17 protein-coding genes are annotated in these 13,804 nt (G+C 67.7%); 10 read left to right on the forward strand and 7 right to left on the reverse strand.

Going from position 1 to position 13,804, the window contains the following annotated elements:
- Positions 1-50: 50 nt before the first annotated feature.
- From BKA16_RS19440 to BKA16_RS24210, 3 genes are read left to right on the forward strand one after another with little or no spacing between them, the layout of a single operon-like run.
- Positions 51-680, forward strand: a complete 630-nt coding sequence (locus BKA16_RS19440; protein ID WP_183372211.1) for a DUF2461 domain-containing protein — start codon at positions 51-53, stop codon at positions 678-680.
- Positions 677-934, forward strand: a complete 258-nt coding sequence (locus BKA16_RS23965; protein WP_246371830.1) for an RCC1 domain-containing protein — start codon at positions 677-679, stop codon at positions 932-934. Before BKA16_RS19440 ends, BKA16_RS23965 begins: the two co-directional genes overlap by 4 nt.
- A 6-nt stretch (positions 935-940) precedes the next feature.
- Entirely contained in the window at positions 941-1,471 is a 531-nt protein-coding gene (locus tag BKA16_RS24210; RefSeq protein ID WP_343067524.1) for an RCC1 domain-containing protein, read from the forward strand.
- On the opposite strand, the gene BKA16_RS19450 is transcribed toward BKA16_RS24210, so the two are convergent.
- Positions 1,472-2,782, reverse strand: coding sequence for a cytochrome P450 (locus tag BKA16_RS19450; protein ID WP_183372212.1), 1,311 nt, complete (start codon positions 2,780-2,782; stop codon positions 1,472-1,474). It abuts the gene before it with no gap.
- Between the two features lie 88 nt (positions 2,783-2,870).
- On the opposite strand from BKA16_RS19450, the gene BKA16_RS19455 reads away from it, so the two are divergent.
- Positions 2,871-3,491 (forward strand): TetR/AcrR family transcriptional regulator, encoded by a 621-nt coding sequence (locus BKA16_RS19455; protein WP_343067525.1) that lies wholly within the window; start codon positions 2,871-2,873, stop codon positions 3,489-3,491.
- Between the two features lie 82 nt (positions 3,492-3,573).
- On the opposite strand, the gene BKA16_RS19460 is transcribed toward BKA16_RS19455, so the two are convergent.
- The 5 genes from BKA16_RS19460 to BKA16_RS19480 form a co-directional block, all read right to left on the reverse strand.
- Entirely contained in the window at positions 3,574-4,134 is a 561-nt protein-coding gene (locus BKA16_RS19460) for a P-loop NTPase family protein (protein WP_343067526.1), read from the reverse strand.
- A 54-nt stretch (positions 4,135-4,188) separates the two neighbouring features.
- The gene (locus BKA16_RS19465) at positions 4,189-4,713 is read right to left on the reverse strand and encodes an HIT family protein (protein ID WP_183372213.1); all 525 of its coding nucleotides are present in this window, start codon (positions 4,711-4,713) and stop codon (positions 4,189-4,191) included.
- On the reverse strand, positions 4,710-5,126 hold the full coding sequence (locus BKA16_RS19470; protein WP_183372214.1) for a hypothetical protein: 417 nt from the start codon (positions 5,124-5,126) through the stop codon (positions 4,710-4,712). The genes BKA16_RS19465 and BKA16_RS19470 overlap by 4 nt, the downstream gene beginning before the upstream one ends.
- Positions 5,127-5,312: 186 nt before the next feature.
- A complete protein-coding gene (locus tag BKA16_RS19475) occupies positions 5,313-6,185 on the reverse strand; it encodes an SDR family oxidoreductase (RefSeq protein ID WP_183372215.1) in 873 nt (290 codons plus the stop codon).
- 8 nt (positions 6,186-6,193) lie between these two features.
- A complete protein-coding gene (locus BKA16_RS19480) occupies positions 6,194-6,745 on the reverse strand; it encodes a nuclear transport factor 2 family protein (RefSeq protein WP_183372216.1) in 552 nt (183 codons plus the stop codon).
- 96 nt (positions 6,746-6,841) lie between these two features.
- On the opposite strand from BKA16_RS19480, the gene BKA16_RS19485 reads away from it, so the two are divergent.
- The 6 genes from BKA16_RS19485 (at position 6,842) to BKA16_RS19510 (ending at position 12,152) form a co-directional block, all read left to right on the forward strand.
- Positions 6,842-8,308: an aldehyde dehydrogenase gene (locus BKA16_RS19485; RefSeq protein WP_183372217.1), complete on the forward strand. Its 1,467-nt coding sequence runs from the start codon at positions 6,842-6,844 to the stop codon at positions 8,306-8,308.
- Between the two features lie 79 nt (positions 8,309-8,387).
- The gene (locus tag BKA16_RS19490) at positions 8,388-9,125 is read left to right on the forward strand and encodes an SDR family oxidoreductase (protein ID WP_183372218.1); all 738 of its coding nucleotides are present in this window, start codon (positions 8,388-8,390) and stop codon (positions 9,123-9,125) included.
- On the forward strand, positions 9,122-9,997 hold the full coding sequence (locus tag BKA16_RS19495; RefSeq protein ID WP_183372219.1) for an NAD(P)-dependent oxidoreductase: 876 nt from the start codon (positions 9,122-9,124) through the stop codon (positions 9,995-9,997). Before BKA16_RS19490 ends, BKA16_RS19495 begins: the two co-directional genes overlap by 4 nt.
- On the forward strand, positions 9,994-10,395 hold the full coding sequence (locus BKA16_RS19500; protein ID WP_183372220.1) for a carboxymuconolactone decarboxylase family protein: 402 nt from the start codon (positions 9,994-9,996) through the stop codon (positions 10,393-10,395). Before BKA16_RS19495 ends, BKA16_RS19500 begins: the two co-directional genes overlap by 4 nt.
- A 9-nt stretch (positions 10,396-10,404) precedes the next feature.
- Complete coding sequence (locus BKA16_RS19505) at positions 10,405-11,091, forward strand: class I SAM-dependent methyltransferase (RefSeq protein ID WP_183372221.1); 687 nt, start codon at positions 10,405-10,407, stop codon at positions 11,089-11,091.
- 77 nt (positions 11,092-11,168) lie between these two features.
- Positions 11,169-12,152 (forward strand): NAD-dependent epimerase/dehydratase family protein, encoded by a 984-nt coding sequence (locus tag BKA16_RS19510; protein ID WP_183372222.1) that lies wholly within the window; start codon positions 11,169-11,171, stop codon positions 12,150-12,152.
- Here the strand turns inward: BKA16_RS19510 and BKA16_RS19515 are convergent.
- Complete coding sequence (locus tag BKA16_RS19515; protein ID WP_183372223.1) at positions 12,144-13,802, reverse strand: acyl-CoA synthetase; 1,659 nt, start codon at positions 13,800-13,802, stop codon at positions 12,144-12,146. The two genes, BKA16_RS19510 and BKA16_RS19515, sit on opposite strands and share 9 nt — an antisense overlap.
- Positions 13,803-13,804 lie beyond the last annotated feature (2 nt).

Below are 13,804 nucleotides of genomic sequence, written 5' to 3' on the forward strand. Positions count from 1 at the left end.
CTCCGTGCTACCGGATCGATCAGCAGTACCGGATCGATAAGCTGGCACCCATGAGCTTCACCGGATTCCCCGAAGCCGCGCTGGACTTCTACGACGACCTCGAGATCGACAACAGCAAGGTCTTCTGGGACGCCCACCGCGACGTGTACCGCGACAGTGTCGCCGCACCGATGAACGCCCTCGTCGCCGAACTCGCCGATGAGTTCGGTGAGGCCAAAGTGTTCCGCCCGTACCGCGACGTCCGGTTCTCCAAAGACAAGACGCCGTACAAGACCCACCAGGGCGCGTTCATCGCGGTCGCACCGGCCACCGGCTACTACGTGCAGATCGGTGCGCCCGGTGTCCGCGTGGGCGCCGGCTTCTATCACGCCGAAGCCGAACGTCTCGCCTTTCTCCGGCGAGCCATCGACGACGATCTCCACGGTGCCGAACTGGAGAAGCTCGTGGACGGCCTGCGGCGCCGCGGATGGCAGATCGACGGCGACCGACTCAAGACCGCGCCACGCGGCTGGGCCAAGGACCATTCACGCATCGAACTGCTCCGGCACCGTTCACTGACCGCCATGCGCGATTACGGATTCGACGAGGTGATCCACTCTCACGACCTGGTCGAGAAGATACGCGCCGACTGGCGCCAGACCCGTCCACTGCTCGACTGGTTCGTCCAGCACGGCGGATGACCGGTTTCGTCGCGCTCGCAGCGGGCCGCCGACACTGGGTCGGTCTCCGGACGGACGGGACCGTCGCCGCTGTCGGCGACGGTCGCGCCGGCGAATGCGACGTCGGCGGCTGGACCGATGTCGTCGCCGTCGCCGCGGGCAACGTCCACACCGCACGCAACACCGGACGGTCGCACACCGTCGGACTTCGATCTGACGGCACCGTCGTGGCGACGGGTTGGAACGGCGACGGTCAGTGCGATGTGACGCAGTGACAGGACGTGATCGCGATCGCCGCCGGTTGGCGGTTCACGCTCGGCCTCCGTTCGGACGGCACAGTCCTGGCCGCCGGGCGCACCGCGGAGGGGCAGTGCGCCGTCGAATCCTGGCGCGGCGTCGTCGCCGTCTCGTGCGGCGACTGGCATTCGGTCGGCGTCCGCGCGGACGGCACCGTCGTCGGGACCGGGAACGACTCCCGCGGTCAGTGCGCGGTCGACGGCTGGCGCGGCGTCGTGGACGCATCGGCGGGTCATCTGCAGACGATGGGTCTACGCCGAGACGGCTCGGTCCTCTCCACCGTCCGCGACTCCCCGACCGCCGTGTGGTCGGATGTGCTCGCCGTCGCCGCGGGCAGCGGTCACACCGTCGCTCTGCGATCCGACGGCACCGTCGTGGCGACCGCCGACCTCGGCGGAGTCGGCCGCGATGTCGCGACGTGGACCGACATCGAGGCGGTCGCCGCGGGATCAGAGTTCACCCTCGGCCTCCGGAGTGACGGGACTGTCGTCGGCGCGGGGGTACTCCCCGGCTGATCACCGCCGGTCGACGGTGATCCGTCCACCGAACCTCGGCGCCGACGCGACTCCACGCGAGTGCAGCCCCTCGGCGCGGGCCGTCGTCGGTCGAAGGTCGAACTCGCGAAGCACCGTCCGCAATGTCACGTCCATCTCCATGGTCGCGAACGCCGCGCCGATACACCGTCGGGTGCCTCCGCCGAACGGGATCCACGCGGCCGAGAGGGTGGTGCCGATGAAGCGACTCGGGTCGAAGCGCTCGGGTTCGCGGAACTGGTCGGAGTCGTCGTGCAACAGGGAGATCGCAACGATGGCGTTGTGGCCGCGCGGGATGTGCCACGGTCCGATCTCGAGGTCGTCCGCCACCACGTGCCGCCCCGCGAGGTCGATGACCGGTCTGCTCCGCTGCGTCTCCAGAATCACCGCGTGACGGAGTTCCCCGCCGTCGCCGCGCGCCTCGTCGGTGAGGTCGCGCAGCACCGCCGGGTGGCGTTGGAGTCGCTCGAAAGCCCAGGCGAGCGTGGTCGCCGTGGTCTCGTGTCCAGCGGCGAGAAGCGTGAGGAGTTCGTCGGCGATCTCGTCGTCGGTCATGACGCTGCCGTCGTCGTACGTGCTCTGGAGCATCAGAGCGAGGATGTCGTCGCGGTCGGTGAGCGACGGGTCTGCTCGCGAGTCGCCGATGATGCGTCGGATGGTCCGGTCGTATCGGACCCGGTGCTCGCGGAGACGCACGTTCGGGTCCACTAGGCGCAGCGGCCGAGGCAACTCGGGGATCGTCGCCGCGCGGGAGCCCGCGGCGACGAGCTTCGGCATCAGTTCGCGGAGAGTGTCGAAATCGGAGCCGTCGGCGCCGAAGACCGCACGGAGGATCACATTGAGCGTGATCCTCATCATCGGATCGAGTGACGCGAACCGCTCCCCGGTCCTCCATGTCGCGATCTCTCGACGGACCTCGTCTTCGACGATCTCCTCGTACGTGCGAATCCTCTTGCCGTGCAACGGCGGGGTGAGGAGTTTCCGACGACGACGATGCTCGGCGCCCTCGATGCCGAACATCGAACCGGAGCCGAGCACGCGCCCGAGGTTCGGCTGCACGTTGATCGTCTTGGCGCCGGACGTGAACAACTGCTTGGCCATGGTCGGGTCCGCGATGAAGACCGCACTCCCGAAGACGGGAAGGGCCAACTCGAACACCGACCCGTATCGGGCGCGACACGCGTGCAGGGCGCCGCGTCGAGCCGTGAGAAATCCGGCCCCCTGCGCCCACGTGGGAAGTGCCACTTTCGGCGGCGCCGAACCCGCGGGAGTCTCGGTCAGCTCTGTGGTCATCGGATCATCTCCGTTCACGCGGTACGTCGTCGTACCAATCAGACGGTACGCCTGCGTACCAGTCGGAGCAAGGGCTTATCCTGGGGTGGTGACCACCGCACACGCCGACACCGCATCGCAGGTGCGCTCACGACTGATGTCCGCCATGGTCGAGTGCATCGCCGAACTCGGTTATCGGGCGACGACCGTTGCCGACGTCGTCCGGGTGGCCCGCGTGTCGCGGAGGTCGTTCTACGAGCACTTCTCGGATAAGACGGCCTGTTTCATCGCGGTGTTGCGCGAGGCGAACCAGGAGATCATCGATTCGGTCGACGCCGCCGTCGACCCGTCGGCGCCGTGGACCGAACAGGTCCGCTCGGCGGTCACCGCCTACGTCCGGGCCAACGAGACGCACCCCGGACTGACGCTCAGTTGGATTCGCGAGCTGCCCGCGCTGGGCGACTCCGCCCGGGCGGTCAAAGCCGAGGGAATCGAAGCCTGGACCCGACTCTTCGAACGCATCACATCCACCCCGCAGGTCGCGGCCGCGGGCATCCCTCAGATCACCCGCCCGACGGCGATCATCGTCTGGGGAGGGATCCGTGAGCTGACCGCGAATGCGATGGAGTCCGGCGCCCCGTTGTCATCGATCATCGAGCCCGCGACGCAGGCGTGCGTCGCACTGCTGTCGGGTACGCGCACGGATTCCAGCGCCCAGCAGGCTACGTGACGAAGATCGAGCGGTGACGCATCGTCGCCGGACGACGATGTCGCAGCTCACCCGTTGTTCTCTGCGGACGACCGCTCGGAACTCACCCGTCGATCGTCAGGAGAAATCGCTCGATCTCACGCCGAGTTCGCAGCCGAATGAACCTCAGATGCGCGCACTCCGGATCAGCGAGTGCGGCCTCATACCGACTTCTGGTGCGGGCGAAGGAGTTCCATGCCCACCACACGACTGATTCCTCGCGCCGCCACACTTGCAGACCGCGCAGGTCTTCGCGATTGCCATTCCACAGTTCGGTACGCGAGACGATGCGTCCGATGGTTCGCGTCACCGATTGCCACATCACGCGCCACCTCGCCGGGTCGATCCAGACGACGGTGTCGGCCCGTTCCCAGACGAGTCGGCCGATCGTGCTCTGATAGTTGCCGTCGACGACCCACGCCGGTGCCGCTGTCGCCTCGCGTACCCGTGCGACCATCTCCTCGGGCGACGCGGGAGTCCAGTCCGGACCCCAGTGGATCGCGTCGAGTTCGACGTGCGGACGGTCGAGCGCCGCGGCCAGTCGCCGTGCGACTGTCGTCTTGCCCGACCCCGAGCAACCGACGACGGAGATCCGCCTCATCGGTGCCGAAACCCGCCTGTCCACTCCCCGACCGTACTCACAGGCGGTGGACGCGTCCGGACCGGGACTCGCGCACGGTCAGCACGAACCCATCCCCGCGCTCCGATCGCCGGACGCGGCGCGATCGGCGGTGTCCAGGCGCGTGATCTCGACACGGAGGGCGCTGCGCAGTTCGTCGTGGTCCGACGAGAGAACCGATGCCGGATCGGACCATCGTTCTCGCGGGTAGCACCACACCGGCATGCCGACCGCATCGTGCGGCTCCCACTCGTAACGAGGCCAGACGTGCGCGTGCAGCATCGGGTGAGTGTTCCCCAGAATCTCGATGTTGACGCGTCGAAACGCGGAATCGACGGCGCTGCACACGGTCTCCACCGCGGAAGCCAAGAGATCGACGTCGGAGAGGAATGCCAGCCGTGCACACCGGTCGAGATCGGACAGACGGTCGACGCCCGGCGTCTTGGTCAAGGCGAGGCAATAACCGGGCAGGAACTGGCTGTCTCCGATGACGGCGAACGCTGCCGTGAGTTCAGCGAGGACCGTCGGATTGCGACCGTCGATGGCCGAACCGATCCGATCTTCCCTCCAGTCGGCTGCGCTCACCGCACGTCGATGGTCGCGAGACCGGGAGTGAGCATCGTGCCCGGTCGTGGATCGACGATGAGCGCGACCCGGCCCGCGCCCGTGTGCAGGCGCGCCTCGGCCGGAATTCCGTTGAGGCCGCTCGACGTCAGCGAGGCACCGGTCCGCCCCGTCGAGACATTGATCCATCGCACCCACGAGTGCACAAGGCAGCCGTACTCCTTGGGCCGACCGGTGACCGTGATGACGCCGGGGGCGGTGCGTTCGATTCCGCAATGGATCGGCGGGACGTCCAGACTGCCGTTCGGGTTGCCGAAGATGGCCGGATCGATCTGGAAGGGCACGATGGGCGCGGCCGCCGCCACACCGGGTGCCATCCCCAGCAGTCCGGCCACCACCACACCCGCCGCTGCTGCTACTCGAACAGTCTTCATGACGTCGCCTCTTCTACGAGCCCGACCCGACCCTCCTCACCATACGACGTCGCCGTCCCCGACATCGCCTGTTTGAACGACATCGCGCGGCGCCCTCATCGGATCGCAGCATCGTCCGCCGGCTCGCCCGACGCACGCGCGATGCCCTCCGCTGCCGCACTCCTCCGATTCTCCGGGTCACGAACCTCACCGGGTCACGATGCCGGCCAACTCCTCGAGTGTGTACGGCGGCTCGTCCCGATGTCCGCGATAGGCCACGAACTCGGGCTCGAACTCCGGATACCTGCCGATGAAACCACCCGATGCGCTGTAGATCCGGCCGGTGACGTCCGACGCCAGATCGCTGGCCAGGTAGGCGTACAGCGGTGCCACGTACTCGGGCGGTGCGGGATCCAGCGCGACATCGCGCGTGCCGGCGTCGAGCAGTCCGCGCTCGTACAGATCGTCGATGTGCGAGCGGTAGCCCTCGCCGGTCGACAAGCGCGTCCGCGCACCCGGGCACACCGCGTTGACACGCACACCGTACTGTTTCAGATCCGCGGCCAGCGCCGCGGTCAGACCGTTGACTCCACCTTTGCCGGCTGGATAACCAGTGCCGCCGAACATTCCGGACGCTGCGGCCGACCCTGTCAGCACGATGGCACCGGCCTCCTGATCCACCAGCAGCGGAGCAGCCGCCCGAGCGAGTTCGAACGAGCTGACGAGATGAGCGTCGAGCTGGGCGAAGAACTCGTACGTGCTCATCGTGAGGATCGACGATCCGGTCGGCTCGGCGGTGCCCGCGCAGTCGATCACGATGTCGACCCCGCCGAACCCGCTGACCGCGGCGTCGATCATGGCCTGCGCGACGAACTCGTCGGCCGCGGACCCGGGCACCGCGAGCACACGTCCATCACCGGCCGACAGTTCGTCCGCAGCGGCACGAGCGACGTCGGCGTCCCGACCGTTCACGACGACGGACGCTCCCTGAGCCAAGAGCTCTCGCGCCACGGCGAGGCCGATCCCGCGGGTCGACCCCGCGACCACGGCCCGTCGACCGGTCAGATGCGCTGCGGTCACGACCCCGGTCACCACATCGGAACGGGTGTCTGCCCGAGCGGGTACCAGCCGGGCAGCAGTTCCGTCGCGTTCAACACCCGGTCGATGCGGCCTCGCAGACCAGGCGTCATGACACCGTCGGTGAGCATCTCGGTGAACAGTGCGGTCACGTTTCCGTAATCGAAGAAGTCCCGTTGCCAACCCCACTGGAAGTTCCCGGCGTACTTGAACCAGCTGCCTTGGATGCCGTTGAGCGCGTAGTGCGATCCGTCCGCGCGTGTGGCCTCGTTGACCTGCTTCCAGAGACCGATCATGTCGCCGCTCTCGGCGTCGACGACCCAGGTCTGGTAGGGGTACGTCCACCCGTCCAGCCCGTCCATCTCGAGTCCGATGGCGATGTCGCGGATCTCGTCGCGTCCCACGGCCATGAAGTCGTGTTCGGCACCGTAGTTCCAACCGTAGGTCGCGTCCTCGGTGTAGAACTCGGCCAACGGACGCCAGTCCCCGGCCTTCTCCACGTCGACGTTGGCCTGCAGCCACCGCTTCTTCATCTCTTCGAGTTCCGCCGAATCGAATGCCATGTCGCAACCGACTTTCCTTGAGCACTGGACATTGACAGCGACGCTACATTAGGTTCAAACGCAAGTCCAGACAGTTGTCCAGAACGGGAGTCAGACATGGGATTGAAGCCGGAGGGCAGTTCCGAGCTGCTGATCGGAGGAAAGCTCGTTCCGGGATCGGGCGGAACCTTCGACATCGTCAACCCGGCGACCGAGGAGATAGTCGGCCAGGCCGCCGATGCCACCGTCGCCGATATGGACGACGCGATCGCCGCCGCTCGGACGGCTTTCGACACGACGTCGTGGTCGCGCGACCACGCCTTCCGCGCGACGTGTCTGCGTCAGTTGCGCGACGCTCTGCAGGGCCATATCGAGGAGTTGCGCGAGGTCACGATCGCCGAAGTCGGCGCACCCGTGTTCCTGACGTCGGGCCCCCAGCTGGAGGGCCCGATCGCCGATCTCGGCTATTTCGCCGACCTCGCCGAGAGCTACGAGTGGGAGACCGACCTCGGTGAGGCGAAACCCATGGGAATCAAGAACTCTCGTCGTCTGCAGCGGGAGGCCGCCGGTGTCGTCGGCGCGATCACGCCGTGGAACTTCCCGCACCAGATCAACTTCGCCAAGATCGGTCCCGCACTGGCGGCGGGCTGCACCGTGGTCCTCAAACCGGCACCGGACACCCCGTGGTGCGCGGCCCTGGTCGGCAAGGTCGCGGCCGAGGAGACCGACATCCCCGACGGCGTGCTCAACGTCGTCACGTCGAGCGACCATCAGGTCGGCGCCGCTCTGTCGTCTGACCCGCGGGTGGACGTCGTCTCGTTCACCGGCTCCACCGCCACCGGCAGGAAGGTGATGGCGGCGGCCGCCGAGTCGCTCAAACGATGCTTCCTCGAACTCGGCGGCAAGTCGGCGTTCATCGTCCTCGACGACGCCGACCTCGCGTCCGCGTGCTCGATGGCCGCGTTTGGCGTGGTGACGCACGCCGGACAGGGCTGTGCGATGACCACTCGCCTCGTCGTGCCGCGCGAGAAGTACGACGAGGCCATCGCCCTGACCCGCGATTCGATGGCCGGTCTGCAGCCGGGCGATCCCGCGAACAAGGGAACCGTCTGCGGGCCGGTGATCTCGGCCGTGCAGCGCGACCGCGTGCTGGGTTACATCGAGCTCGCCAAGACCGAGGGCGGCGTCATCGAGACCGGCGGCGGCCGCCCAGCGGGCCGCGACAAGGGCTTCTTCGTCGAGCCGACCCTCATCTCCGGCGTCGACAACTCGTCGCGCGTAGCGCAGGAGGAGATCTTCGGTCCGGTCCTGGTGATTCTCCCCCACGACGGCGACGACGACGCGATCGCCATCGCCAACGACTCGATATACGGACTGTCCGGTGCGGTCTGGGGTACCGACCCCGACCGCATCCGGAAGGTCGTCGACGGAGTCCGCACCGGAACCATGGCCGTCAACGGCGGCATCTGGTACGCGGCGGACGTCCCCTTCGGCGGCTACAAGCAGTCCGGCATCGGCCGCGAGATGGGCGTCGCCGGCTTCGAGGAGTACCTGGAGACCAAGGCCGTCGCGACGCCTGCGTGAGACCGGTCGAGACGACGCCGGACCGACGGGCACAGTCCGATCAACAGACGAAGCCACTATCACTAGAAGGCAGAACACCATGAGCAACAACCGTTTCGAAGGCAAGACGGCGATCGTGACCGGCGCGGCAGGCGGCATCGGCGAGGTGTACGCCCGCCGCCTCGCGGCCGAGGGCGCGAACGTCGTCGTCGCCGATCTCAACGACGAGGCCGGCCAGAAGGTGGCCGCCGACATCGGCGGAACATACGTCCACACAGACGTCGCCGATCCCGATTCGGCGCAGGCCCTGGCCGATGCGACCATCGCGAAGTACGGCCAGATCGACTATCTGGTCAACAACGCCGCGATCTACGGCACCATGAAGCTCGACTTCCTGATCACCGTCCCGTGGGACTACTACAAGAAGTTCATGAGCGTGAACTTCGACGGCGCACTGAATGTGACTCGCGCCGTCTACGGAAAGATGAAGCCCGGCAGCGCGATCGTCAACCAGTCCTCCACCGCCGCCTGGCTCTACAGCGGCTTCTACGGCGTCGCGAAGGCCGGGGTCAACAGCCTCACCCAGCAGTTGGCCGTCGAACTCGGCGGATCGGGCATCCGCATCAACGCGATCGCACCGGGACCGACCGACACCGAGGCCACTAGAACCGCCACGCCTGGCGACATGGTGGCCGACATGGTCGACAAGTTGCCGCTCAAGCGGATGGGCACCCCCGACGACATGGCCGCGATGCTCGCATTCCTCCTCTCCGACGAGGCCTCGTGGATCACCGGGCAGATCTTCAACGTCGACGGCGGCCAGGTGTTCCGTTCATGAGCACGCTCGTCGACGATCCCCCTCGCTCCGCTCGACCCGTCGGATTCATCGGCCTGGGCAACATGGGTGCCCCGATCGCCGAGAAGCTGGCGGCGTGGCCGGGTGGACTCGTCGTCACCGACATCCGCCCGGACGCGACCGTCGACGGCGCGACCCGCGTCGACTCACCCGCCGAGGTCGCGACGACGGCGACGATCATCGGGGTCACAGTGCTCGACGACGCGCAGGTGAACGAGGTCGTCGCCGGTCAGGGCGGGATTCTGGAGACCGCGCAGCCGGGAACCGTCGTCGTCATCCACTCGACGATCGGCCCGCGGACGGCGATCGACCTGGCCGAACTGTGCGCCGAGAAGAACGTGGCCGTCCTCGACGCACCGGTCTCCGGCGGTGCACAGGCGGCGAAGGAAGGTCGCCTCGCCGTGATGGTCGGCGGCGAGCGCGACGCCTACCAGCGCATCAAGGAGCCGTACGCGCTGGTCTCCGACATGCTGATGCACGCGGGTCCGATCGGCTCGGGCACCGAGATGAAGCTGGCGCGGAACCTCCTCCACTTCGTCTCGTTCACCGCGACGACCGAGGCCGCGCGCCTGGCCGAGGCGGCGGGCATCGACCTCGTCAAGCTCGGCAAGGTGGTCCGCCACACCGATGCGATCACCGGCGGCGCCGGAGCCATCATGCTCCGCGACACGACGGCGCCGATCGATCCCGACGACTTCTGGTACGACGTCTTCACCCATGTGCGCGGCCTCGGCGAGAAGGATCTGAGGCTCGCACTGGACCTCGGCGCACAGCTCGACGTCGACCTGCCGCTCACCGCGCTCGCCCTGGAACGATTCGCCGACGGACTCGGCGTAGGAGAGGATCGATCATGACCACCCCGGAAACCTCCCCGCAGGAGACCTCTCCGCAGCGGCAGAAGGGCCTGGACATGATGTCCCGGGTCTACGGCTGGGACATGCAGGACGGTCCGGGCGACTTCTTCGCGCACACCGCCGACCAGCTGTTCGGCGAGGTGTGGACGCGCGAGAAGCTCAGCCTGCGGGATCGTCGCCTGCTGCTGCTCGGCGCGCTGGCCGCGACCGGGCAGGTCGACGTCGCCGAGATCCAGGCGGGCGCGGCCCTCGGCAACGGCGAACTCGACGGCGACGACCTCCTCGAGATCGCCTTGTTCCTCTGCTACTACATCGGCTGGCCGCAGGGCACCAAGCTCAACATGATGTTCGGCGAGGTGATCAAGAAGCACGAGAAGGCGCAGCGGAACAGCGGATAGGATCAGCGAATGACAACACGTTCTACTCTCGCCGACTCGCCCACCGACACCCAGCTCCGTGCCGCGGAAGAGGCGCCCGGCTTCATGGTGCACGACGAGGCGATGGCGCTCTACCGCACCGCGCAGGAGTACCTGTCGGCCGACGACGCGGTGGGACTCGGTGTCGAGATCGGCACCTACTGCGGCAAGTCCACGGTGTTCCTCGGCGCCGCGGCACAGCCGTTGGACGCGATCGTGACCACGGTGGACCACCATCGCGGTTCCGAGGAGCATCAGCCGGGTTGGGAGTACCACGACGAGTCCCTGGTCGATCCGCACGCGGGCACCCTGGACACGTCCGCACGATTCCGCCGCACCATCTGGGACGCCGGGTTGGAGGGCACCGTCGTCGGTGTGCTCGCACCGTCGACGGTGGCAGCACGTCTGTGGGGTCGCCCGGTCGACTTCGTGTTCATCGACGGCGGTCACAGCAGCGAGGCTGCGCAGAACGATCTGGCCGGGTGGGCCCCGTGGGTGCGCATCGGCGGCGCTCTGCTGATCCACGACGTGTTCCCCGACCCGGCCGACGGCGGTCGACCGCCGTTCGAGATCTATGAGAAGGCTTTGGGCACAGGACAGTTCGTCGAAGCAGACGCGCAAGGCTCGCTGCGCGTGCTGCGGCGAGAGACCGGCGACCCGGGAGCGCCGCTGTTCTGACCGTCCCATCGGTCGAGCGAGGGTGGCCTCTGTCCACCGGTCGGTCGGCAGCACCCACACCACCCCACGGAGACGCCATGAGAGTCCTGATCACCGGTGGGACCGGCTTCGTCGGCGGGTGGATCGCGAAGACCGTCGCCGCACACGGCCACGACGTGCGACTGCTCGCGCGCAGTCGCGCGAAGGTCGACGTGGCGATCGAGTTCCTGGGCGTCGATCCGGACGTGGTGATCGGCGAGATCGGCGACGCCGACGCGGTTCACCGAGCTCTCGACGGCTGCGACGCCGTCGTGCATGCCGCCGCCGACGTGCAACTGCACGCGAGCAGGACCGCGGACCTCGTCGAACGCAACCGACGCGGCACGGAGAACGTACTCGGTCAGGCCGTCGAACTCGGCCTGGATCCCGTCGTGCACGTGTCGAGTTACAGCGCGCTGTGGAGCCGCGACGAACCGATCCTGCGTCCGGATCTGCCCGTCGCCGGCGGTGACGACGCCTACGGCCGGTCGAAGGCCGCCGCCGAGACCTACGCGCGCGGCCTGCAGGACCTCGGCCACGCGGTGACGATCGTGTATCCGGGAGCAGTGATGGGCCCGTCCGCGCACGGCTTGTTCGGCGAGGCCGGCGACGCGGTGACAACGCTGGCGAACACCGGGGTCGTCGGCCGAACGGCCGGTCTGACGATCGTCGACGTACGCGATCTGGCAGAGATCTTCGTCGCCGTCCTGGAACCCGGGCGCGGCCCGCGACGCTACACCGCGGGCGGCCACCTCATCGTTCGAAGAGACCTGGCAGACGCGCTGACCCGCGTGACCGGCCGCCGTATCCGCTACCTGCCGATCCCGAACTGGATGATGATCGCCGCCGGCCGGATCGCCGATCGGGTCCCCGCCGTCGTCCCCGCGGACCTGTCGCAGTTGAGCGAGGCCGCGATCGGCTATCTGCTGTATCCGCCCGCACCGGACGACTCGGCGACGGCGCACGATCTCGGTGTCACGTTCCGACCTGCGGCCGCCGCACTGGCGGCGGTGTGGGACGAGCGCCCCGACGCATCAGACTGACCGGGTCGCCCGCTCCCGCGCCCATCGGTAGTCCGCCTTGCCCGCGGGTGAGCGCTTGACCGTCTCGCATCGCACAATGGTCTTCGGAATCTTGTAGGACGCGATGTGTGCGCGGCAGTGGTCACGAAGCTCTTCGTCGGTGACCGCCGCACCGTCGTCGAGTTCGACGACGGCGGTGACCTCCTGCCCCCAGACCTCCGACGGTCGGCCAACCACTATCACGTCGCGGATCGCCGGATGTCCGGTGAGAGCCCGCTCGACCTCTTCGGCGTAGATCTTCTCGCCGCCGGAGTTGATGGTGACGCTGTCGCGACCGAGCAACTCGATCGAACCGTCCGCGAGCAGCCGCGCACGGTCCCCGGGCAACGACCACCGTGTTCCGTCGATGACAGGAAAGGTCTTCGCCGTCTTCGCCGCATCGTTGAGGTAGCCGAGCGGCACGTACCCTTTCCGTGCGAGCCAGCCGATGTCCCCGCCCGGTTCGACGACGCGAGTCAGCTCGTCGTCGACCACCGTCGTGTCCGGAGTCGGCACGAAGTGCGAGGGCTGATCGCCTCCGCTGCCGTCGGACATCATGGTCATCTGGATGCCGGTCTCGGACGAGCCGACGTTGTCGAGGACTAACAGCCCCGGCTTCGCCGCGTGGAGACGTCGGCGGATCGCCGGGGTCAGCGGGGCGCCGCCGTTCTGGATCGCCGCGACCGGAACGCTCGCCCGCCACTGTTCGCTCTGGGCTTCGAGATGGTCGACCAGTGGTCTGGCCATCGCATCGCCGACCACCGGGATCATCACGGCGCCCTCGGCTATCGCGAGGTCCCATACGTTCGCGGCGTCGAATCGGTCGTTGGCGTCGGGCAGTACGAGGGTGCCGCCGTTGGTGACGATGTGGAAGACGGTCCATTGCGCGGCGCCGTGCATGAACGGCGGAGTCAGCACAATCCGCATGCCCTGCTCGGCGGCGGTCGCCGCGGCCGCGACGTCGTCGTAGGACCGGAACGGCTCGGTGGTGCCGAACGGCGTGCCGCCCATCGAGCTGAGGTAGATGTCGTGCTGGCGCCACAACACGCCCTTCGGCATGCCGGTGGTACCGCCGGTGAACAGGATGAACAGGTCGTCGCCGGTCGGCTCGGGCAGCGCCACCGTACCGTCGACCGGTGCGTCGAGGATCGCCGTGTAGTCGACGGCTCCGGGGAGAAGACCATTGCCACTGTCGTCGGGCACCTGGACCAGGACCCTCAGATCCGGCAGTGAATCACGGATCGCCGCGACCTGCGGCGCGAACTCTGCGTGATAGACCAGCACGGACGCATCAGCCGAGCGGAGGACGTAGGTGAGTTCTTCTTCGACGTAGCGATAGTTGATGTTGAACGGCGCGCACCGCGCACGGAAGCCACCGACCATCGCCTCCACGTACGCGGTGTCGTTCCGCAGGTACAGACCGACGTGATCCTGGCCGGACTGATGGCCGTCGAGATCGTCGCGTTCGGCACGCGCCCCGCATCCCTGCGCGAGGAGGAAGCGCGCGAAGGCCGTCGCCCTCCTGTTGACCTCGGCATACGTGTGGCGTCGCCCGCGCCACACGAGCATGTCTCGCTCCCCTGCCGCCTGCGCGACGGTGTCGAGCACTCGAGACAGATTGAAACCCTCCATGC

The organism is Gordonia humi (assembly GCF_014197435.1).
Lineage (GTDB): Bacteria > Actinomycetota > Actinomycetes > Mycobacteriales > Mycobacteriaceae > Gordonia > Gordonia humi.